A 20,937-nucleotide genomic window follows, 5' to 3' on the forward strand; every position below is an offset into this window, starting at 1 on the left:
TTTTACCCCCTTTGAAGGCTAAGGCCTCGCTTGCGCGAGGGTTGTTTTGCTTCCATCTTGGTTGCGAACAACAAGCTCGTGCAAAAACACGGGAGAAAAACGGGAGGAACCACATGGCCTTTGTGGGATTGGAAGACAAGACGCGCATGGAACAGGAAATGTCGTGGGAGGATCGGGATCTGCCTGTCACCTTCCATCAGCTCCTGTCGCGCACGGCGGGGAAGTTCCCGAACCACAATGCCATCAGTTTTCAGCTTTTTTCTGGCCCCAATGACAAAGCCGAAACCCTGACCTGGTCTGAACTCCTGGGCAAGGTCAATCAGGCGGCAAACCTGTTTCGTTCGCTGGGTGTGGGTGAAAAAGACGTGGTGGCCTATGTGCTGCCAAACTGTAACGAAACACTGATTACCATGATGGGCGGTGCAGTTGCGGGGATTGTGAACCCGATCAATCCGCTGCTGGAGCCCGAGCAGATTGCGGCGATCCTGCGTGAGACAGGCGCCAAAGTGGTTGTTACATTGAAGTCTTTCCCGAAAACGGATGTTGCCCAGAAGGTGGAAGAGGCGGTGCGCCACGCGCCCAAGGTCAACACCATTCTGGAAATTGACCTGAATCGGTACCTGACGCCGCCCAAATCGTGGCTGGTTCCCTTCCTGCGCCCCAAGATGGGCGAAAAGGAAAAACTGGCACATGCGGACTACAAGAGTTTCAACAAGGAACTCGCTAAGCAACCAACGACGCTGACATTCGAGGACAGCAAGGACGATCGCGTTGCTTGTTTCTTCCACACTGGTGGGACCACCGGGATGCCCAAGGTGGCGCAGCATAAATACTCGGGCCTGATCTACAACGGCTGGCTGGGCAAAACACTGTTGTTTGACGAGAATGACGTCATCATGTGCCCGCTGCCGATGTTCCACGTCTTTGCAGTGCATGTGATCGTTATGGCCGCCGTGTCGTCGGGTGCGCATGTGATATTCCCGACACCTGCAGGTTATCGCGGTGACGGTGTATTCGACAATTTCTGGAAGCTGATCGAGCGCTGGAAGGTGAGCTTTATCATCACTGTTCCAACCGCGATATCAGCCAAGATGCAACGCCCGGTGGACGCAGATATCTCAAGTGTGAAAACCGCCTTTTCGGGTTCGGCGCCGCTGCCGGTGGAGTTGTTCCGCCGCTTCGAAGAGGCGACGGGCGTCACCATCGTCGAAGGCTACGGCCTGACCGAGGCCACCTGTCTGGTCTCGTGCAACCCCGTGGATGGCGAGAAAAAGATCGGTTCGATCGGTATTCCGTTCCCCTATACGGATGTCAAAATCCTGCTGGATGGGCCGGATGGGCCGACAGAGTGCGGCACTGATCAGATTGGTGAGATCTGCATCTCGAACCCCGGTGTGTACGCAGGCAACACGTATACTGAGGCCGACAAGAACATTGGTCTTTATCACTTTGACAAATACCTGCGTACGGGCGATCTGGGACGGTTTGACGAAGACGGCTACCTTTGGATCACTGGTCGCGCCAAGGACCTGATCATTCGCGGTGGTCACAATATCGATCCTGCCGAAATCGAAGAGGCGCTGCTGGGTCACAATGCGGTTGCCTTCGCGGGGGCGATCGGCCAGCCGGACGCGCATTCGGGCGAAGTGCCCTGCGCCTATGTCGAATTGGTCGATGGGGCGTCGGTCACTGAAAATGAGCTGCTGGAATATTGCAAGGTTCACGTGCATGAGCGTGCCGCGCAACCCAAGCACATTACCATTCTTGATGAGTTGCCGAAAACAGCCGTCGGCAAGGTGTTCAAGCCGGACCTGCGCAAACAGGCCATCACCCGCATATACAATGGCGCTCTTGAAGCTGCGGGCCTCGCTTCGCGGGTTGTTCTGGTGATCGACGATAAGAAGCGTGGCCTTGTCGCGCAGCTTGACGCGAACGGATCTTCGGAAGACGATGTCGCGAAAGTCCTGGGCGCATATACCCGACCCTGGGAGTGGTCCGAATAAGTTGGAGGAACAATGGACTATGAACGCCTGATCGACGAAGAAACCTGGGCGTTCATACGCCGCACGGCTGAAAGCTATCCCGATGATGCGGTCGATTTGTCCATCGAGGACCAGCGTCGCGTCTATGACGCGATGTGCAAGAAATTTCGCCAACCGCGCCCTGCCGGTGTCGAAACTCAGGACCTGTTCGCCGATGGGGTGCCGGTCCGCCATTATACATCCGGGCAACCGACCCGAACGATCGTCTATTTCCACGGCGGCGGGTTTGTTGTTGGCGGGCTGGACAGCCATGATGATGTCTGTGCCGAGTTCTGTGCCCAAACGGGATACCGCGTCGTTTCAGTTGACTACAGGCTGTGCCCTGAACATGTGCATCCGGCGCAGTTCCGGGATTGCTGGACGGCTGTGAAATGGGCGGTGGCTGAGTATGGCGACCCGCTTGTCCTGGCCGGGGATAGTGCGGGAGGAAATCTGGCAGCAGCTATCGCCCACCATGCGCGCGGGCGGCTGGACAATATACTGGGGCAGGTGCTGATCTACCCCGGTTTTGGCGGAGACCAATCGCGCGGTTCATATCTTGAGCACGCCCATGCTCCTTTACTGACACTGGACGATATTAAATTCTACGAAACCGTCCGATACGCAGGTACCCCGCCTCAGGGCGATTCGACTTACGCGCCCTTACAGGACAATGATTTCTCGGAACTGCCGCCTACTGTTGTGATTACCGCTGATTGTGATCCGCTCCGTGATGACGGGAAGGACTATTGCGAGCGGATCAGCGCAGCTGGTGGTCTGGCCCATTGGATCAACGAACCTGGCCTTGTCCATGGGTACCTGCGCGCGCGAACCTCGGTAATGCGCGCTGCAGACAGTTTCGAACGGATTTCGATCGCAATCGAAGCGCTTGGGCAAGAAATCTGGCCCTACGACTGACGCCAGCCAGTTACTTCAGGAAAGGCTTAGCCTTCATCGTCTCTGCGAGGGGCGCACCCAAACGGTTCAGAATGGTCGGGGCCAATTGGACCTGGTCTATCACGGTTTCAGCGTCAGGCCCGTCGGCATCGCCGAAGTAATAAAGCGCGGTTTCCTGTTGCAGTGGGCTGCGCCCACCGTGGTGTCCGCGCTCGTCCTGACCGTGATCGGCGGTGACGATCACCTCATACCCTAGTTGGCGCCAGCGTGGGATGAACGGGGCCAGCATCTCGTCTGCAACAAAACAGGCATGATCCATTTCCTCGCAGTCGTGATAGAAACGGTGACCCATGCTGTCCAGTGTGCAGGTGTGCAGGATTCCATAGTCCAACCCAAAGCGCAGACACAGATTGGTCAGGGTCGCAAATAGATCGACGTCGGACGGGGTCATCTGATTGTCTTTGCCGTAACCGGTCATGCTGTGAAAGCGACCGTGATTGATGGTCTGGCTCTCTGGCTCGTCATATTCGACGTCCCGCACATAGTCGAACGGGTGACGGTTGAAGAACTGCGACCAAAAACTGTGCGTTACTGCCCCAGTCACGCCGCCGGCCTCACGTACCTGGCTAAAGATATCCTTGTGGCTCAGGCGAAAAACGTTGCCGTTTCCGGTGCAGCCGTGTTCTTGCGGGGTTACGCCCGTATGGATCGATGCATAGCAACTGGCCGAAGTTGAAGGCAGCACCGCGCGGTGCTTCCACACCCGAGCTTCGCCGCTGTCGACCCAGCCTTCGAGGTTGCCGAACAGGCGGCGGAAATTCCGGTATGGTACTCCGTCAAGGATGATCAATAGTAGTTTACGGTCCATGGTTCGGCCTTTTGATCTGAGTATTTCATGGGGACGATACGCGAGTTGAAACCACGCGCCTGTCAAATCGCGTCCCAAATAATAAATTCCCGACGTCAGCCAAGATGCAAAACGCCGGGAATCCATTTCTTCAAAGTGATGTTACAGGCGCAGAGATCAGTTCCCCGCGCTTTCCATTTTGCGATGGGCAACGACCTCTTCCAGCCAACCCAGATGCATCTCGGGCACCGAGCTCAGCAGCAGGTCTGTATAGTCGTCGAATGGCGGGCTGAGCACCTGGCTCTTTGGGCCATAGCGCGCCACGCGTCCCTGATACATCACCGCAATGCTGTCGCTGATCGCCCGAACCGTCGCCAGATCGTGGGTGATAAACAGGTAGGCCACATCCTCGATCTTCTGCAAATCCAGCAGCAGCTTGAGGATACCGTCCGCCACAAGCGGGTCGAGTGCCGATGTCACCTCGTCACAAATGATCATCTTGGGCTTGGCCGCCAAAGACCGCGCGATACACACGCGTTGCTTCTGGCCACCGGACAACTCGGCTGGGTAACGGTCGATGAACTTCTCGCCCAACTCGATCTCGTCCAGCAACTCGACAACCCGTTTGCGTTTTTCGGCACCGCGCATGTTGAAGTAGAACTCCAGCGGGCGCCCGATGATCGTGCCGACGGTCTGGCGCGGGTTCATTGCCACGTCAGCCATCTGATAGATCATCTGCAACTCGCGCAGGTCCTCGCGGGATCGTCCGGCAAGATCAGGCGAAAGCTTGCGTCCGGCAAACGTAATCTCGCCATCGCGCGGCGGCAACAGGCCGGTGATCACCCGGGCGAGTGTCGACTTACCAGAACCGGATTCGCCCACAACTGCCAGCGTCTGCCCCGGATGAAGCTCGACATTGACGTTGTGCAGCACGTCGAAATTCAATCCCTTGTAGCGCGCGGTGATACCGTCAACGCTCAGCAGCGGTTCCGCTGTGGGCTGTTTTTCCTCGTGCTCGATCGAACGGACCGAGACCAGAGCTTGCGTGTACTCTTCCTGCGGGTTGTTGATGATCTGATCGGTTGACCCGTATTCAACCGTATTTCCCATCCGCAGAACCATGATTTCGTCGCTGACCTGCGCCACGACCGCAAGGTCGTGCGTGATGTAAAGAGCAGCAACACCGGTATCGCGAATGGCTTCTTTGATCGCCATCAGCACGTCGATCTGCGTGGTCACGTCCAGCGCCGTGGTAGGTTCATCGAACACAACCAGATCGGGTTCGGGGCACAGCGCCAGCGCAGTCATGCATCGCTGCAACTGTCCGCCTGAAACCTGGTGCGGGTAGCGGTCACCGATATTATCCGGGTCGGGTAGGCCTAGTTTGGCGAAAAGTTCCCGCGCGCGGCCTTCGGCCTCTCTTCGCGAAAACTTCTTGTGCTCAACCGCAGCTTCGACAACCTGATCCATGATCTTCTTGGCCGGGTTGAACGACGCGGCAGCGGATTGCGACACATACGCAACCTCACCCCCGCGCAGATTGCGGATATCGCCATGTGACGATTTCAGGATATCGCGCCCATTTACCCAAACCTCGCCGCCGGTGATTTCAACACCACCCCGGCCATAGGCCATGGAAGCGAGGCCGATGGTGGACTTACCGGCACCGGATTCTCCGATCAGCCCCAGCACCTTGCCGCGTTCGAGGTCAAAACTGACCCCGTGCACGATTTCGATGTCATGGGGTTTTTCACCCGGTGGGTAAACGGTTGCACCGATCTTGAGGTCACGGACCTTGAGAAGGGTATCACTCATCCCCGGCCTCCTTTCAGCGATGTGGTTCTGTTCAGGACCCAGTCAGCAACAAGGTTGACCGAGATCGCGAGCGTCGCGATGGCCACAGCCGGGTACAAAGCTGCGCCGATGCCATACACGATGCCGTCCTTGTTTTCCTTCACGATGCCGCCCCAGTCGGCCAGCGGTGGCTGAACGCCCAGCCCCAGAAACGAAAGGGTCGAGATGAAGAGGACCATAAAGATGAACCGCAGCCCGAACTCGGCCACCAGCGGTGACAGGGCGTTCGGCAGGATTTCACGGAAGATGATCCAGGCACGGCCTTCGCCGCGCAATTTGGCGGCCTCGACATAATCCATCACGTTGATGTCGACAGCAACCGATCGCGACAGACGATACGGGCGTGTCGCGTCCAGAAGGCCCATCACCAGGATCAGGATCGGGACCGTCACTGGGACGATGGCAAGAATGACAAGTGCCAGGATCAGCGTCGGGATCGACATGACCAGGTCAACCGCCCGGCTGAGAACCTGATCAGCCCAACCGCCCAGAACCGCAGCCAGCAAACCCAGCGACGTGCCGGTTACAAAGCTGAGGATCGTAGCCGCGGCCGCAATGAAGATCGTCGTGCGCCCTCCGTAGATCATGCGTGTGAGCAGATCCCGTCCAATATTGTCTGTGCCCAACAGATGTTCTGCGCTTGATGGCTCCCACACATCGCCAACCACTTCGGCCATACCGTAGGGCGCAATAAGCGGTGCAGCCAAGGCGACAAAGAAATAGAGACCTGTGAACAACAGACCGATCATTGCCGAAATTGGAATATTTTTCATCATTTCGGATGCCTCAGTCTTGGGTTGGCCAGGATCGATACGATATCGGCCACCATGTTCAGCCCGATATAGACGGCGGCAAAGACCACACCACACGCCAGCACGACCGGCACGTCACGTTTGGTTACCGAGTCCACCAGGTATTGCCCCATGCCGGGATAAACGAACACCACTTCGACCACGACAACGCCCACGACCAGATAGGCCAGGTTCAGCATCACCACGTTTACAATGGGCGAGATCGCGTTCGGAAAGGCGTGTCGCGCAATGACCTGAAAGTTTGACAACCCCTTCAGTTCCGCCGTTTCGATATAGGCCGACTGCATTAGGTTGAGGATCGCCGCGCGGGTCATGCGCATCATCTGCGCCAAGACCACCAGCGTCAGCACGAAAGCGGGCAACGCGATCGCATTGAGTTTTTGCCCGAATGACATCGAGTCATTGATCATCGCAAGCGAGGAAAACCAGCCCAGCTTTACCGAGACATAGTAGATCACCACGTAGCCGATCAGAAACTCTGGTATCGACACTGTCGTAAGCGTGATGGCAGAGATCAGCTTGTCCGGCCAGCGGTTGCGGTAGCGGACTGCCAGCAGGCCCAGGAAGATGGCCAGCGGAACCGAAACCACGGCTGCGGCGCATGCCAGAAACAACGTGTTGCCCAACCGTTTGCCAATGCTTTCCGCAATGTCCAGCTTGTTGGTCAGGGACTGACCCAGATCACCCTGAACGATACCGCCCAGCCATTCGAAATAGCGCGTCAGGGCAGGCCGGTTCAGGCCCATTTCTTCGCGCAGGTTTGCAAGGGCCTCGGGGGTTGCGGACTGCCCCAGGACGGCTTGCGCTGCGTCTCCGGGAAGGGCTTCGGTCAGGCCAAAAATCAGGGCCGAAGCGCCAAACAGCAATAGGAGTCCCAGCGCTAAGCGCTGGGAAACCAGTTTGATGATAGGATGCATGATCCGTGGCCTGCTTTACGCGAACCACAACTTGCGCGACACTTGGCCGTTCATCATCTCGCCGTTGGGATCTTCTTCCCAGCCTGCCAGAACATTGCTGGATGCATCGACGAAGTTGTTGAACATCGGGCAGATCAGGCCACCTTCATCGCGGACCATTTGGCCCATCTGACTGTAAATACCTTTTCGTTTCTCCGTGTCCAACTCGGCACGGGCCGCGAAAAGCATGTCATCAAAGGCCTGAACCTTGAAGCGTGTGTCGTTCCAGTCTGCGGTCGACAGGTACGCAGTCGCATACATCTGGTCCTGCACCGGACGGCCACCCCAATACGAGGCACAGAAGGGCTGCACGTTCCAGACCTCGGACCAGTAGCCATCATTGGGCTCGCGCTTGATTTCCAGTGGGATGCCAGCCTGAGCGGCCGTCTGTTGGAACAGTGCCGCAGCGTCTACTGCGCCAGGGAAGGCCCCGTCTGCAACTCGAAGGATGATCGGCGATCCGTCGTGGCCCGAGTTTTTGTAGTGCTCGGCCGCTTTTTCAACGCTGAACTCGCGCTGGGCGATGGAGGCGTCGAACAACGGGTAGGCCGCGTTTACCGGCATGTCATTCCCGACCGATCCATAGCCGCGCAGAACCTTGTCCACCAGTTCTTGCCGGTTGATGGCATATTTCAAAGCCAAACGCAGTTCGTTGCTGTCGAATGGCGCGGTGTCGCAATGCATGATGAACACATAATGGCCACGACCCGGAGTTGAGTTCACGGTGATATTGGGTGCACGACCCAGCAGGTCGGCAACTTTGGGCTCGATCCGGTTCGCAAGATGGACCTGACCACCTTGCAGCGCGGCTGTCCGGGCGGTTGCGTCGTTGATCACCACGTTTTCGACACTGTCGAAATGCGCGTCATCGTTCCAATAGTTCGCAAACTTGGTGAACACGTGGCGGATCCCAGGTTCATCGACCTCAAGCTGATAGGGGCCAGTACTGATACCCGCTGCGGGATTGTCGATGCCACCATCAGGCTGAATGACCAGGTGGTAATCCGACATCAGATAGGGCAGGTCTGCGTTCGCCTCGACCAGCGTCACTTGGAAAGTGTCGCCATCTGCCTTCATGGACTCGATGCCCTTCATGACGCCCAGAGCACCAGACTTGGAGTCCTCGTTCGAGTGACGCTGCATGGTTTTCAGCACGTCTTCGCTGGTCAAGGTCTTGCCGTTGTGGAATTCGACACCCTGACGCAACTTGAAAGTCCAAACCTTGGCATCTGCGCTGCCTTCGACGCTTTCCGCCAGACGTGGCTCGATCGAGCCATCGGGCGCGACCTCAACCAGCGTGTCGCCAAAGTGACGGCCGTTCATATATGGGACCGAGCTGGCATAGGTTGCCGGGTCCAGTGAGTTTGTGGATTCACCGCCAAACAAACCCAGCTTCAGGTCACCACCCTTTTTCGGGCCAGCAGCCCGAGCGGCGTCTGCGAACATTGTGCTGGCCATCGCAGCCGAAACACCCAGCGCCGCGGCTTTCCCCATGAATTCGCGGCGGGTCATTTTTCCGGCTGTGACCTGACCGGCCATATGCGTGATTTGTTCGTTCATCGAGTATTCTCCCTATCGAGTGGTTTTAACCCTTTTCGGGTTTTTGTTGACGCATGAGTCAACGTTGACTTATTTCGGCGGACCGGGCAAGGATATTTCTCCTTGATGCCGAAGGCCGAAGCGCAAGTAACTTTGTTTGGCGCGATGCCCTTTCCACAAGAATATTATGATACAGTTCTGTTTCAGGCCAGTTTCCGGGCCTTTACGGTCTGGGGTGGTGTGATATGCGTCAGTTCATCCACGTATTGCGACAACCAAGTCCATGACATTGGTGCCAGTTGGCCCGGTTGTCAGCAAGGCTTGTGCTTTGTCCAGAAACGACCCGCTGTCAGCATTTATAAGCGCAGTCATCCCGCTGTCGTTCCATGTTGCACCGGTAATGATTCCCCCTGCCGCATTGGTCGGTCCGTCTGTGCCGTCCGTTCCGCCGACAACAACTGTCAGGTTTGACTGCCCGGCAATCTCCTGCGCCAGCGCAAGTGCCAGTGCTTGGTTTCGTCCACCGCGCCCAGGGTGATCCGGCAAGACCACAGTCGGTTCCCCACCGAAGACCATCACGCCTTTTTCCATTCCGCGCAGCAGTTGGCCGAGATGTGCGGCAACCTTCAGATAGTCGTCATGCAGCGCCTCTTCATCGGCCCAAACCTTTAGCCCAGCCGCTTCGGCGGCTTGTACAACCGCACTGCGGGCATGGGCGTTCGAGGCCACGATCCGCGTGACGGCCTCAAATGTGTGGCTGGAAGGCAAAGCGCCGACACCCGATCCAATGACATTGAGGTCGTCGCCCGGTACGTCCGAGATGGCCAGAACGGTCGCGCGCGCGCCCGCAAAGTGCGACAGCAACCCCCCGCCTTTGATGCGGGACAGTTTGCGCCGCTCAGCGTTCATAGCGCCGATGTCCATTCCCTCTGACAGTAACTTGCGGTTCAACGCTTCAAGATCGCTCAGCGATTTTCCGGGCAAAAGGTCCTCGGCCAACGAAGACGCGCCACCCGACACCAGAAGCAGCACATGTGATCCGGGTTCCATCTGCTCCAGCGCAGCACGCAGAGCGCGCCCGCCTGCAAGGCTGCGGTTGTCCGGAACCGGGTGCGAGGCTTCGATCACCTCGACAGTGTTAGGCAAGTCCCGACCGTGATCGTCCTTGGTCACGACAAGCGTGGGCACCGCGCCGAACTGCTCCAACGCCGCCCGTGCCATGGCGGCGGCAGGCTTGCCAACGGCCAGAATACGATCCGGTTTCGGGATGTCGTGCAGGGCGGCCTCGGTGGCGGTGTATCCGTCAACGGCCTCAACTCCGGCGCGCCAAAGTTGAACGGCTTGCTTTTCAGTATCCATCAAGTCTCCACCCAGATTGTGACCGGTCCGTCGTTGACAAGTTCAACGGCCATGTCGGCCCCGAATTGTCCAGTTTCCACCGCTACACCTTGCGCAGCAAGGTGGTCTGCGAAGGTGTTATACAGATGCTCGCCCAGTTCGGGCGGTGCTGCAGTTGAAAACCCCGGCCTGTTACCGCTTGTTGTATCTGCCGCCAATGTAAACTGGCTGATCACCAAGGCTGACCCTTTTACATCCAGAAGCGAGCGGTTCATCTTGCCCGCGTCGTCCTTGAAGATCCTGAGTCTGGCGGTTTTCCGGGCCAGTTTTTCAGCCTGAGCCTCATCGTCCCCCTGCATGGCGCAGACAAGAATCAAAAGCCCCGGACCGGATGCGCCAATGACGTTGCCATCGACCGATACTTTGGCTTGCGAAACTCTTTGCAGCAACGCGCGCACGTGGTTCCCCCCTCTTGGCGATTATCTTGCCTGAGCGATGGTTTAGCCGCGCCAGTCGACAAAGTCACCCAGCGCGGCACGATCTGTGCGAAAGTTATTTGCGGGGTGCTTTCTGTCCGAATACCCAAAGGAAATCGCGCACAGGATCAGGCGGTCTTCCGGGATCCGAAAATATCTGTGCAGGAAAGGGCCATACGCGGCTAATGCGGCCTGAGGAATGGTTGCCACTCCCAACGCCTGCGCTGCCAACGAAAAAGCCGTAACAAACCCTCCGCAATCCATTGCGCCATATGGCCCAAGTTCCGCCGGGCTTGAGACGATGGCGCAATGCGGTGCATCGAACAGAGCGAAATTGCGCATCATTTGTTGGGCCGATCCTGCCCGGTCCCCGCGTTCCACACCGACTGCTTCATAGAGCGCCCAACCGCACGCGCGGCGGCGGTCTTGATAGACGCCTGAATATGACGCGGGAAACGGAAGATCGGGGGCCGGTGCGCCTGTTTCAGCTTCGTTTTGCATCGCCGCGCGGAACCTGTCGGTCTCTGCGCCGCTTGTGATCACCAATTGCCACGGCTGCGCGTTACACCAGCTTGGGACCCGGGCCGCGCTGGCCACGATTTGTTCGATCTGCTCCTTTGGTACAGGGTCGGGCAGGAAGGCCCGGCAGGATTGGCGTTTCTCCAGAAGGTTATTCAGTTCTGCGAATGACACTAGCGCCTCGTTGTTATGTTCCGACCCTCAGGATGATCATGCCGCGCGAGATGTACAAGCAGTTGCTATTGCTGCCCGTTGGCTGCCAGATACCCGACAACCCCGGCAACAAGCAGGCCCAGAACAACGGCAATCGTGATCTTGATGGCTGACCAGGGACGTTCCCCCTGAACCCGCCCGGTTCGACCGTTCACCACAAATCGATAGGTCTGCCCGCGATATTTGTAAGCCGCCATCCAGATCGGCAGCAGAATATGTTTGAAGGTGACATCGCGCACCTCGGTGTCCACCGCGTGGATACGCTGCTTGTCACCCCCAATATCGAAGCGAACATCCCGTTCGATCACGCGCGCCATATGCGCGCGGGCCTCGCTGTAGCCATCTTTCAATTCGACCGTATACGCTTCGGCGCGAAACCCGGCGAGGTATTCTGGCTGGTAAGGCTCCAGCGCAGGCAGATCCCAAGGCTGCAGCGCGTCGGTGTAAGCCTTGGGCAGCGACCGCGAGGCCAGCACCAGGACGTCATCAAAAAATCGCGCAACACGACCCGATTTGGGCGACCAGCGCACCTTTGGTACTTGTTTCTGAACCCGTTTACCGTCGCGCATAACGGTGTGGGTTTCATAGTATATCACGCCGCGCTCACCACGGTAGGCGGATTTGGTGTCGGCATCAAAGGTCCAGTACGGCACATAAATGCCCTGCATCTTGCGGCCCTTGCGGGCATAGTCCTTCAACCCGTTGGGCGCGAACCATAACCGACCCAGCCAATCACTCATCGCCTTGTGCGCCTCGCGCTCGTCGAAAGCAAAAGGCAGAACACCCTTTGGCTTGATATGCCGGTTCACGCCGGTGTCGGTTACCACCGGCGTGGCACAGAACGGGCATTCCGCAGCGTGCGTGTTGGGGTCGAATTCAACCTGCGCCGCGCAGTTCGGGCAGGACAGAACGCGCGTCTGTTCCAGCTCGCTGTCAGGCAGACGGTCCGCAATGGCCGCGTCAAAATCCAGTTCGCGCAGGCTGGCACCTTGCCAGGGGCCCGATCCGATTGGTTCCGAATGACCACAATGATCACATGTCAGCGTACCATTGCTAGGGCTGAACCGATAATCCGCACCGCATTGCTGGCAGGGAAAGCGGTGCTCTGCAAGGTCAGGGGCGTGTGTCATACGTTACCCAATAGTGTCAGGTCAGATGGAGGAGTCTCGCGCTTCGGTCAGGCCCCCGGCGGCGGTGGCGGCAGAATGGTGAACAGTTGCGCCAGTTCCTGAACGTCACCGGCCTTTCTCCAGCCGTCCTGGCCCGCGGTCCAGACATAAGTGTCGCGCGTCAGATCGCCCTCGCTGGCCATTCGGCCCATCCTGGCTTTGGAGTATGGGCCGCTGGTCTGCCCATCCACGGCGATATGCCAAACATGCTCGACCGGTGGCGGCGGCGGGGCCGCATGAGTTGACGGTCGTGGGGCAGCGGGGGCGGGCGATCCCCACGGGCCGCTTGGCTGGGCCGCTGCCATGTTTGACATCTGCTGTGCCATCGCCATGCCCATTCCCATGCCAAGACCTGCGCCCATGCCACCGCCTTGGCTGGGGTTGCTGGCCGCAGCCGTCATTGCCTCTGCTGCGGAATACTGTGTGAATTTGCCCAGATCTCCGGCCAATCCCATCGAGGTCCGCTTGTCCAATGCGGCCTCGACCGCCGGAGGAAGCGAAATATTCTCGATGTAGAATTCCGGCATCTCCAGCCCATAGCCTTCCAGCACTGGGGAAACTTCGGCCGCGATCAATTTGCCCAGATCAGCCGTGTTCGCTGCCATGTCCAACACGGGAATGCCAGACCCCGAAATAACGCGGCTGAACTCCTGCACGATGATGTTGCGCACCTGAAAGCTGATCTCGCTCATGGTGAATTCGCCGTCAGTTCCAACGATTTCCACAAGGAACCTAGCCGGGTCTTTGACCCGAACGGTATAGGTGCCATAGGCGCGAATGCGGGTCGGACCAAACTCGGGGTCGCGCAGCATGATTGGGTTCTTGGTCCCCCATTTCAGGTCGTTGAACCGGGTCGTATTGACGAAGTAGATCTCGGACTTGAACGGCGACTGAAAGCCATGATCCCAGTGCTGTAATGTGGTCAGGATCGGCATGTTGTTGGTCTCAAGCATATAGAGACCTGGCGTGAACACATCTGCCAATTGCCCTTCGTGCACAAATACAGCCGCCTGACCTTCGCGCACCGTCAGCTTGGCACCGTATTTGATTTCATGGCCTTCACGCTCGAACCGCCAGACCATGGTGTCGCGAGTGTCGTCAACCCAATGGATGACGTCAATGAATTCTCCGGTCAGAAAATCGAATATTCCCATTTGGGTTCTCCTGTCCTTGGGGTCAGAGCGGCTGCCCCATCAATTCCTGGGCAATGACATGCACGATGGGGCGGGCCTGATCGACTGTCTCGCCGGGCTCAAGCCGCTTATCATAAAGCATTGTCAGCAGTTTTTCGTCATGGCTCGTCAGCAGGGCAAACTCGTCATCATCATTGAAGATCGATGGGCGCGCTGCCGGGCTATCGTTAGACAATCCCAGCCCCTGTGCGATTTCTTCGTGGATACAACTGCGACGGACCAGATCAGTCAACTCGGCCCGGATCAACGCAACGGCGCGTACATATTTATACGGAGACGCCGTTGTCGCCGAGGCAAAAACAAAACAATCGAAATTCGATCTCGGATTTGCGACCAGATCAAGCGAAGCCTGACTGATATTCGGGATCAGCTGTTTCAGTCGTGACACCACATAGGTGCTGTCGTCCTTGCCCGCGAAGAAGACGTGGAAATTTGCGTTTCGGGAGACCACGGAAATCGGATGATCCGTCAGCCTCGCCAGGCGCGAGGCAAAGGACTGAACCCGTTCCGCATCCTGTTCCCGTACAGCAGGCAGCACGGAAGGCCCAAACTCAGTCTGGATGCGCACCGGCCCCGACCAACGGCTGAGCTGCCCGTCTGTCTGGCGCGACCCGATGGAAACGTTTTGGGTCGGATATTCGCTGTAGAACGCAATCGCTTCGAAATTTCGCGCCAGATCCTGGGCGTCATAGGGCGTATCGGGCCCGCCCCCGTCTGTCCGCAATAACCCCCGCACCAAGAGGTCGCGTTCGACACGCTGGTAAAACCGCGCCAGATCCTGACTTGCGGCAGAGGGCGGTACATAGGCATTCGCCGCAACAGAAACAGGCGCCGGGCGCGCTTGCGGCGCAATCGAGGATGTCAGTGTTTCATCGCAATTGGCCAAAGCCAAAAACGCCGCCATCCCCAGCGCCTTTTTCAGATATGTAATATCCCGCACGCCCAGTTCAGCCTCAGCCGGGGACAGCGGTTCCGGCGTTGTCGCCGGTCCCGTCTCGTCGCGCCTTGGCGGATGCCAGAGTGTCGCGCAGTTCCGCCTCCATCTTCTGCAACTCGGCCTCAGCGGCAGCACGTTTGGCTTTTCCTTCATCCGCAATGGCCAGGCTTTCGTTGATGGTGCCGATCAGGTCTGCGTTGGCCTTTTTGACAGCTTCGATATCGAACACGCCGCGTTCCATTTCCTCGCGGATCATCTTGTTCGACTGGCGCAGATTGGCAGCATTCGAAGTCAAAAGCTCGTTGGTCAAATCGTTGGCGTCGCGCACCGCGGCGGCAGCTTCGGCGCTGCGCTGAATGGTGACGGCCTGTGCCAGTTGCGTTTCCCACAGCGGCACGGTGTTCACCAGCGTCGAGTTGATCTTCGTGACCAGCGACTTGTCGTTCTCCTGCACCAGCCGGATCGACGGCAGCGACTGCATCGTGACCTGACGCGTCAGTTTCAGATCATGCACGCGGCGCTCCAGATCGTCACGCGCGGCGCGCATGTCACGCAGTTCCTGCGCTTTCATCACCTGTTCTTCTTCTGGCGCGGCCTGAACGGCGGCTTCCCTTTCGGGGATGTCATGGCTGTCCAACTCGGTCAGCTTTTCTTCACCCGCCGCGATGTACAGCGCCAGTTCATCGTAGAAACCCAGAGTTTTTTCATAAAGCAGGTCCAGCGATTTGATGTCCTTGAGCAGTGTATGCTCATGCCCCAGAAGATCGTCGGTTATGCGGTCGATCTGCCCCTGAACTTCTTCAAACTGAGCGGTGAATTTCGCAAATGGCGCGGCCCTGCCCAGCAGCCTTTCCCACCAGCTACGCTCGCGGCGCACGTCCAGCTCACTGACCGAAAATCCGCGGATCGTGGTCACGATATTGCGCAGGCTGTCGCCTGCCGGGCCAACATCCTTGTTGCGCACATCCGCAAGCATGGCCTGACTGATTTCCTGCAATTCGGCCTGAGCGGAAGACCCGAAAGCAACAATCGAGTTGGTGTTGCCCATGTCAATCTCGTCCATGCGCTTGCGGATCTCGGCACTCACGGGTTCATCGGCTTCTTCAAGCGAGATAACCTCGGCCTTTGGTTCGGGCAGGGCAACTGCGGTGACTTCCTGCACCAGTGTTTCGGCCTGAGCCGCCTTGTTTTTGATCTCATCGGACATGGGGATGTTCCTCGCTCAAATAATGGCCGGTCAGTCCAACCGGACGCCTTCGCGCTGCAATCTTTCGCGCAGCACGTCGATTTCGACCGTCAGATCACTGCGGTCATCCAATAGCATTTTCCGCGTACGCGCGGCGAAATTCTGTTCCAGATCATCCAGCAAGGCGACGTAGTCTGTCATCGCCTGCGCATCGCGGGTCCGGGCATAGACATCGGCGAACTTGACCGTCGCATCACGCGCGCCCTGTAGATAAACCGTCATGTATTTTCGCGCGCCCGCCAGATCGCGGGGGTCTTCCTCGACCGTTCGAAAAAGGTCACGTGCGGTGTCCTGAAACCGTTCCAGACGGGCTTCGATCCGGCGATCACCCGCGCGTTTGATGGCGTCCGTCATCTCGGAAAGACGGTTTTCCGCATCCTCAACGACCCGGGCAACGCGATCTTGCTGAAAGGTGTCAATTCCTTCCATGCCCTTGTCCTTCATCGGGTCAAACCCGAAGGAGGCCGAATGCAGCACCGTTGCTGCCACGCCGAACAAGACGGGGGCTAGCAGGCTGACTTGCGATACCGCTTCCGCATTCAGAAACTCGGTCCGGTAGGACGCAAGAGCGGCGCCCAGACCTGTCAGAAGGCTGGCAAAGATTTTACGGGGAAACGCAGGCCGGCGGGCAGCCTTACGGGCGTTAAACGCGGCTTCGGCCCGCAGACCTTCGCGCAGCAAGAACGCAGCTGCCGTCAGCAGGCCAGCTGCGATCAGACCTATGGTCATGCCAATCGCGCCGTCGTTCAGCGACAGAAATACCAATGGGATGGCCGGTATGAACAGGACATTGGCACGCGCGCCCGCAGGTTCGACCCGCGCGCCATCGAATTGCCCACGGGGCTGAAGAGTGTCGCCGGACGTATCATCCTGAGGGCTGTACTTGCCGCCAAATCGCTTTGCCATGCGTTACAAGCCCCCAAGCACGCCTGTGCACACGCCAAACAAGAGCGCCAGCAATACGGCGTAGGCGAATTTTTGCACTCCGCTTCCGGACATCACGCTCCCCAATTAGCAGCAATCACAGAAAATTTAGGGGATACGCAGGCTTGGCGCTAGGGGGAAGGTTGCCGAACCTGCATCACTTGCGGGGATTCTTGCCGATGGGCGGGCGTTTTCTTTGTGGTCGCGTCGGGCGTTTGGGGGCCGCTTCGGGTTTGGCATCCGAATCCAGCCCAAGTTGATCGCGCATAACGCGGCGGCGGATTTCTTCGACTTCGCCCGGCTTCAGATTGCCCAATTGGAACGGGCCGTAAGAAACCCGCAACAAACGGTTCACATTAAAACCGATATCTTCGATGGCCCGACGGATTTCTCGGTTCTTTCCTTCGCGCAGACCGATGGTCAGCCAGGCATTGGCCCCTTGCTGGCGATCCAGCGTGACGGTCATCGGCTGGAACCGCTCTCCCTCAATCACCAGACCTTTGCGCAGAGGTTCGAAATTTTCGTCTTTCGGGCGGCCGTTTACCCGCACACGGTATTTGCGCAACCAGCCGGTCGCGGGCAGTTCAAGCTTGCGCTTGATAGCACCGTCATTAGTCAGCAGCAGCAGACCTTCGGAATTCAGGTCAAGCCGGCCAACGCTCATCACCCGCGGCATGTCTTCGGGCAGCTTGTCGAAAATCGTATCGCGCCCTTTTTCGTCGCGGGTTGTCGTAACCAGCCCAGCGGGCTTGTGATACAGCCACAGGCGCGAGGGTTCCGGTTCCGAGACCGGTTTGCCGTCGACCACGATCTTGTCTTTCGCCGTCACGTTCAGGGCGGGGCTGTCGATGGTCTTGCCATTCACGGCCACGCGGCCAGCTTCGATCATGCGCTCGGCCTCGCGCCGCGACGCGACGCCAGCGCGGGCCAGGACTTTGGCGATCCGGTCGCCGGGAGGAGGGGTCTTGTTCATGTCTGGGCCATACCCTATCCCGCGCGCTTGCGAAAGGCAGGTTTCTGATGCAGTCAGGGGCATGGTATTCAAATCGCATATGGAACAGGCGCTGCGTGAGGCGCGCGCAGCAGCGGATCGCGGCGAAGTGCCCGTTGGCGCGGTCATTGTCGGGCCGGATGGCTCTGTTGTGGCGCAGGCAGGAAACCGGACGCGTGAGTTGAACGATCCTACTGCGCATGCAGAAATCTTGGCTTTGCGCGCGGCCTGTACCTATGCCGGATCTGAAAGACTGCCCGGATATGATATCTATGTGACACTGGAACCCTGCGCCATGTGTGCAGCGGCACTGGCGGCCGCGCGCATCCGGCGCGTTTACTATGGGGCGTCCGATCCCAAATCCGGCGGCGTGGCCCATGGCGCGCGGGTTTTTTCCCACCCGCAAGCACATCACAAGCCCGAGGTCTATGACGGCATAGCCGCCAAAGAATGTGAAAACCTGCTGCTGGATTTTTTCGCGGAAAAACGAATAGAAAAATGACCGTGATCTGACAGGACGGCCACTGTCAATTCCAGTCCAGGCGATACACTGTCTGCTGCCCGCCGAACCCTTTCAGTGCAACCGATTTTGGCGAACTGAACCTCAGACCGCCCTCCGGGTTGACCAGCAATCTGGTCACGTCGGTGACATGAATTTCATTCGGGCCACTTACGTCTGTCACGCGCGCGGCCTTATTGACGACGGACCCGAAGAAATCCTCATCTTTCTGTATGACGTCGCCGGTATGAATTCCAATCCGCAGACCCAGAGGTGTTTCGGAATTTGCCAATGCGTTCTTTCTTTGCAGCTCGATTGCTGCCTGAATCGCATCCTGGACCGTCGGGAAGATCGACATCGTGCCATCCCCAAGGGATTTGACCAGCCGTCCCTGATGGGCTTGGATAAGGTGTTCAGCCAGATCAAAATGACCGGAAATAAGCTGGGCCCATTTTTTGTCACCCAAGTGCCGGGTGATATCTGACGACCCGACAATGTCAGTGAACATGACCGAAGCGGTTCCCTCGGTCTGATCCTGTGTGAACTCCTGTTTTGCGGCTTCGATCAGTGCATTCAACACCGAATGCTCGATGCCGATCTTTTCCATGTTCGAGGTCGGGTTAGACACATGCAGCTGCACCATTTTCCAGACGCCGTCTTCCAGATGCAGAACAAATGTAAAGCGGTGCCAGGCTGAATTGCCGTTCGAATGAAAGGTCAGCGTCGCTTCGCAAAATGCCCAGCCTACATCCCCACATTCAAACGCTTCCAGCGAATGTTCCTGCCAGTCATAGTCCGGGATTTCGTTGGTGTGATCGGCGAAGCCACGCCGAAACACCTGCCCGGACCATGCCTCTTCATCCGCCGAGCCCTGATACCGCAGGTGTTCCGAGGATGACAGCATATTGACCAGCACAGCCCGATCCTTGTCATGAACGGCCTGATTCCATCGCCGTACAACTGCGATCAGTTCCGGTGAAGGGACAATGTCGCTGGTCATATCATCCCTACAGCTTTATCGCCTGCATAACCTGCGGTTCGATGACGTCTACACCCGGCAAAGCACCTGCCAGAGCCTGAGCGGATTGCTCAAGAATCGGGAAGGTCTTGTAGTGGCAGGGAATTACCGTCTTGAAGTTGAAGTATCTTTTGGCGGCGTAGGCGGCAGCTTTCATATCCATGGTGAAATGCCCGCCCGCTGACAGGATGCCGATATCGGGTTTGTAGTAATCCCCCATCCAGTCCATGTCGGCCATGATGTCGGTATCACCTGAAACATAAAGCATGCGCCCCTCGGCACTGATCATAAAGCCGACCTCGCTGCCGCCTGTGCGCAGGCCGTCCGGTGTCGAAAAGGTCGAGCTGTGAGAGGCCGGGACCATTGTTACCTTGACCCCGTTCAGGTTGACCGTGCCGCCCTTGTTGAAACCAATGGTCTCGATGCTTTCGGCTTCGGCCCAGTACCCCATCAGGTCATATTGTCCCACAACCGGAATCTTCAGGTGTTTGGCCAAAGGCAGAACGTCGACGACATGGTCAAAATGCGTATGGGTCAGAAGGATGTGGGTGGCGCCATCAACGGCGGCGTCATGCTGTTCCTCGGGCAAGACCGGGTTGCCGGTCAGCCAGGGGTCGATTAGCAGCACCTGTCCCTGGGTTTCGATACGGAAACTTCCATGGCCCAACCAGATAATGTTCATAATTATTTCCTCCCAATCATTCTGTTGGCGGCAGCCTAACATCGGATAAGTAAATTTCCATGGATTGGTTTCGTGAAATAGACGGGTACTGCGAGCGGCTGTCTCCAGCCTACTGGGCCGAGCCCGTTAACGCGGTCACAAACGCTGCTTTTCTGATTTGCGCATGGGTCATGTGGCGGCGCGTGCGCAATCAGAACATGCCGCTGGCCAAGGTTCTGGTGGCGCTTCTGGCGATCATCGGGTTTGGCAGTTACCTGTTCCACACGCATGCGCAGGTATGGGCGGCTTTGGCGGATGTCGCGCCCATACTGTCGTTCATTTTGGTCTATATCTTTGCGGTGAACAAAAACATCTGGAAGATGCCTTCGGGGTTGGCGTTCGGGGGAATGCTTCTTTTTCTTCCCTATGCGACGGCTGCTGTCTCACTGTTCCAAATGGTCCCGGGGCTTGGAGGGTCGGCGGTTTATGCGCCGGTCGCTTTGCTGATCCTGATCTATGCTGTTGCGTTGCGCGACCGTGATCCGATTCTGGCCAAAGGGCTGAAAATCGGGGCGTTGATCCTGATCCTGTCGATTGCCTTCCGTGCCCTCGATATGCGTCTCTGTGCTCAATGGCCGGTGGGGACACATTTCATGTGGCATATCCTGAATGCCATTACACTGGGCTGGATGATCGAAGTGTATCATGCGGCCCTCATCAGGGGCCGCTTCACCCAAACTCGTGGATCATGAGCATATGTCGTGGAGGCCTGTCGTGACCATCCTTCAGACTTATGATTCGGTCGGTGAAACGGCGCGGCCCTTTTC

General features: G+C 57.8%; 20 protein-coding genes. 4 read left to right on the forward strand and 16 right to left on the reverse strand.

The features are described 5' to 3' along the window. Positions 1 to 113 precede the first annotated feature (113 nt). Both ACR0CE_RS06040 and ACR0CE_RS06045 read left to right on the forward strand, forming a co-directional pair. The gene (locus tag ACR0CE_RS06040) at positions 114 to 2,003 is read left to right on the forward strand and encodes an acyl-CoA synthetase (RefSeq protein WP_480773136.1); all 1,890 of its coding nucleotides are present in this window, start codon (positions 114 to 116) and stop codon (positions 2,001 to 2,003) included. A 12-nt stretch (positions 2,004 to 2,015) separates the two neighbouring features. After that, positions 2,016 to 2,939, forward strand: a complete 924-nt coding sequence (locus ACR0CE_RS06045; protein ID WP_480831454.1) for an alpha/beta hydrolase — start codon at positions 2,016 to 2,018, stop codon at positions 2,937 to 2,939. Between the two features lie 10 nt (positions 2,940 to 2,949). On the opposite strand, the gene ACR0CE_RS06050 is transcribed toward ACR0CE_RS06045, so the two are convergent. The 14 genes from ACR0CE_RS06050 to ACR0CE_RS06115 form a co-directional block, all read right to left on the reverse strand. Continuing rightward, on the reverse strand, positions 2,950 to 3,786 hold the full coding sequence (locus ACR0CE_RS06050; protein ID WP_267364868.1) for an alkaline phosphatase family protein: 837 nt from the start codon (positions 3,784 to 3,786) through the stop codon (positions 2,950 to 2,952). 156 nt (positions 3,787 to 3,942) lie between these two features. Further along, positions 3,943 to 5,580, reverse strand: coding sequence for an ABC transporter ATP-binding protein (locus tag ACR0CE_RS06055; RefSeq protein ID WP_480506186.1), 1,638 nt, complete (start codon positions 5,578 to 5,580; stop codon positions 3,943 to 3,945). Beyond that, the gene (locus ACR0CE_RS06060) at positions 5,577 to 6,392 is read right to left on the reverse strand and encodes an ABC transporter permease (protein ID WP_480831456.1); all 816 of its coding nucleotides are present in this window, start codon (positions 6,390 to 6,392) and stop codon (positions 5,577 to 5,579) included. Before ACR0CE_RS06060 ends, ACR0CE_RS06055 begins: the two co-directional genes overlap by 4 nt. Beyond that, positions 6,392 to 7,348 carry an ABC transporter permease gene (locus ACR0CE_RS06065; RefSeq protein ID WP_209504642.1) on the reverse strand — a complete coding sequence of 319 codons (957 nt, stop codon included), beginning with the start codon at positions 7,346 to 7,348 and terminating at the stop codon, positions 6,392 to 6,394. The genes ACR0CE_RS06060 and ACR0CE_RS06065 overlap by 1 nt, the downstream gene beginning before the upstream one ends. 15 nt (positions 7,349 to 7,363) lie before the next feature. Next, a complete protein-coding gene (locus ACR0CE_RS06070) occupies positions 7,364 to 8,947 on the reverse strand; it encodes an ABC transporter substrate-binding protein (RefSeq protein ID WP_267364865.1) in 1,584 nt (527 codons plus the stop codon). Between the two features lie 234 nt (positions 8,948 to 9,181). Beyond that, on the reverse strand, positions 9,182 to 10,285 hold the full coding sequence (locus ACR0CE_RS06075) for a glycerate kinase type-2 family protein (RefSeq protein ID WP_480831458.1): 1,104 nt from the start codon (positions 10,283 to 10,285) through the stop codon (positions 9,182 to 9,184). Next, positions 10,285 to 10,722 carry a D-aminoacyl-tRNA deacylase gene (gene dtd / locus ACR0CE_RS06080; RefSeq protein WP_480831460.1) on the reverse strand — a complete coding sequence of 146 codons (438 nt, stop codon included), beginning with the start codon at positions 10,720 to 10,722 and terminating at the stop codon, positions 10,285 to 10,287. The genes ACR0CE_RS06075 and dtd overlap by 1 nt, the downstream gene beginning before the upstream one ends. 42 nt (positions 10,723 to 10,764) lie before the next feature. Beyond that, positions 10,765 to 11,433 (reverse strand): nitroreductase, encoded by a 669-nt coding sequence (locus tag ACR0CE_RS06085; protein WP_480831461.1) that lies wholly within the window; start codon positions 11,431 to 11,433, stop codon positions 10,765 to 10,767. Positions 11,434 to 11,498: 65 nt separating this feature from the next. Next, positions 11,499 to 12,602: a TFIIB-type zinc finger domain-containing protein gene (locus ACR0CE_RS06090; RefSeq protein WP_480831463.1), complete on the reverse strand. Its 1,104-nt coding sequence runs from the start codon at positions 12,600 to 12,602 to the stop codon at positions 11,499 to 11,501. 47 nt (positions 12,603 to 12,649) lie between these two features. Beyond that, entirely contained in the window at positions 12,650 to 13,795 is a 1,146-nt protein-coding gene (locus ACR0CE_RS06095) for an SPFH domain-containing protein (protein ID WP_480831464.1), read from the reverse strand. Positions 13,796 to 13,817: 22 nt separating this feature from the next. Next, positions 13,818 to 14,774: a DUF2927 domain-containing protein gene (locus ACR0CE_RS06100; RefSeq protein ID WP_480831465.1), complete on the reverse strand. Its 957-nt coding sequence runs from the start codon at positions 14,772 to 14,774 to the stop codon at positions 13,818 to 13,820. 13 nt (positions 14,775 to 14,787) lie between these two features. Further along, positions 14,788 to 15,978, reverse strand: a complete 1,191-nt coding sequence (locus tag ACR0CE_RS06105; protein WP_267365964.1) for a toxic anion resistance protein — start codon at positions 15,976 to 15,978, stop codon at positions 14,788 to 14,790. A 30-nt stretch (positions 15,979 to 16,008) separates the two neighbouring features. Beyond that, the gene (locus tag ACR0CE_RS06110) at positions 16,009 to 16,923 is read right to left on the reverse strand and encodes a 5-bromo-4-chloroindolyl phosphate hydrolysis family protein (protein WP_267365963.1); all 915 of its coding nucleotides are present in this window, start codon (positions 16,921 to 16,923) and stop codon (positions 16,009 to 16,011) included. Between the two features lie 175 nt (positions 16,924 to 17,098). Beyond that, the gene (locus ACR0CE_RS06115; protein ID WP_480831467.1) at positions 17,099 to 17,914 is read right to left on the reverse strand and encodes a pseudouridine synthase; all 816 of its coding nucleotides are present in this window, start codon (positions 17,912 to 17,914) and stop codon (positions 17,099 to 17,101) included. A 61-nt stretch (positions 17,915 to 17,975) separates the two neighbouring features. On the opposite strand from ACR0CE_RS06115, the gene ACR0CE_RS06120 reads away from it, so the two are divergent. Continuing rightward, on the forward strand, positions 17,976 to 18,434 hold the full coding sequence (locus ACR0CE_RS06120) for a nucleoside deaminase (RefSeq protein ID WP_480831469.1): 459 nt from the start codon (positions 17,976 to 17,978) through the stop codon (positions 18,432 to 18,434). Between the two features lie 25 nt (positions 18,435 to 18,459). Here ACR0CE_RS06120 and ACR0CE_RS06125 read toward each other — a convergent pair whose 3' ends face one another. Then, a complete protein-coding gene (locus tag ACR0CE_RS06125) occupies positions 18,460 to 19,431 on the reverse strand; it encodes an adenylate/guanylate cyclase domain-containing protein (RefSeq protein WP_480831471.1) in 972 nt (323 codons plus the stop codon). A 7-nt stretch (positions 19,432 to 19,438) separates the two neighbouring features. Continuing rightward, the gene (locus ACR0CE_RS06130; protein ID WP_480486404.1) at positions 19,439 to 20,131 is read right to left on the reverse strand and encodes a metal-dependent hydrolase; all 693 of its coding nucleotides are present in this window, start codon (positions 20,129 to 20,131) and stop codon (positions 19,439 to 19,441) included. Between the two features lie 59 nt (positions 20,132 to 20,190). On the opposite strand from ACR0CE_RS06130, the gene ACR0CE_RS06135 reads away from it, so the two are divergent. Beyond that, the gene (locus ACR0CE_RS06135; protein WP_480831473.1) at positions 20,191 to 20,862 is read left to right on the forward strand and encodes a ceramidase domain-containing protein; all 672 of its coding nucleotides are present in this window, start codon (positions 20,191 to 20,193) and stop codon (positions 20,860 to 20,862) included. The last annotated feature ends 75 nt before the right edge of the window (positions 20,863 to 20,937 follow it).

It is taken from the genome of Ruegeria sp. L11, assembly GCF_056531755.1.

Excerpts from the sequence above, each read along its gene's own strand:
- ACR0CE_RS06110 (WP_267365963.1), bottom strand. The coding sequence starts at position 16,923 with ATGGCAAAGCGATTTGGCGGCAAGTACAGCCCTCAGGATGATACGTCC.
- ACR0CE_RS06120 (WP_480831469.1), top strand. The coding sequence starts at position 17,976 with ATGGTATTCAAATCGCATATGGAACAGGCGCTGCGTGAGGCGCGCGCA.
- ACR0CE_RS06115 (WP_480831467.1), bottom strand. The coding sequence starts at position 17,914 with ATGAACAAGACCCCTCCTCCCGGCGACCGGATCGCCAAAGTCCTGGCC.
- ACR0CE_RS06130 (WP_480486404.1), bottom strand. The coding sequence starts at position 20,131 with ATGAACATTATCTGGTTGGGCCATGGAAGTTTCCGTATCGAAACCCAG.
- ACR0CE_RS06125 (WP_480831471.1), bottom strand. The coding sequence starts at position 19,431 with ATGACCAGCGACATTGTCCCTTCACCGGAACTGATCGCAGTTGTACGG.
- ACR0CE_RS06090 (WP_480831463.1), bottom strand. The coding sequence starts at position 12,602 with ATGACACACGCCCCTGACCTTGCAGAGCACCGCTTTCCCTGCCAGCAA.
- ACR0CE_RS06095 (WP_480831464.1), bottom strand. The coding sequence starts at position 13,795 with ATGGGAATATTCGATTTTCTGACCGGAGAATTCATTGACGTCATCCAT.
- ACR0CE_RS06040 (WP_480773136.1), top strand. The coding sequence starts at position 114 with ATGGCCTTTGTGGGATTGGAAGACAAGACGCGCATGGAACAGGAAATG.
- ACR0CE_RS06050 (WP_267364868.1), bottom strand. The coding sequence starts at position 3,786 with ATGGACCGTAAACTACTATTGATCATCCTTGACGGAGTACCATACCGG.
- ACR0CE_RS06075 (WP_480831458.1), bottom strand. The coding sequence starts at position 10,285 with ATGGATACTGAAAAGCAAGCCGTTCAACTTTGGCGCGCCGGAGTTGAG.
- ACR0CE_RS06060 (WP_480831456.1), bottom strand. The coding sequence starts at position 6,392 with ATGAAAAATATTCCAATTTCGGCAATGATCGGTCTGTTGTTCACAGGT.
- ACR0CE_RS06135 (WP_480831473.1), top strand. The coding sequence starts at position 20,191 with ATGGATTGGTTTCGTGAAATAGACGGGTACTGCGAGCGGCTGTCTCCA.
- ACR0CE_RS06055 (WP_480506186.1), bottom strand. The coding sequence starts at position 5,580 with ATGAGTGATACCCTTCTCAAGGTCCGTGACCTCAAGATCGGTGCAACC.
- ACR0CE_RS06105 (WP_267365964.1), bottom strand. The coding sequence starts at position 15,978 with ATGTCCGATGAGATCAAAAACAAGGCGGCTCAGGCCGAAACACTGGTG.
- ACR0CE_RS06045 (WP_480831454.1), top strand. The coding sequence starts at position 2,016 with ATGGACTATGAACGCCTGATCGACGAAGAAACCTGGGCGTTCATACGC.
- ACR0CE_RS06065 (WP_209504642.1), bottom strand. The coding sequence starts at position 7,348 with ATGCATCCTATCATCAAACTGGTTTCCCAGCGCTTAGCGCTGGGACTC.
- ACR0CE_RS06070 (WP_267364865.1), bottom strand. The coding sequence starts at position 8,947 with ATGAACGAACAAATCACGCATATGGCCGGTCAGGTCACAGCCGGAAAA.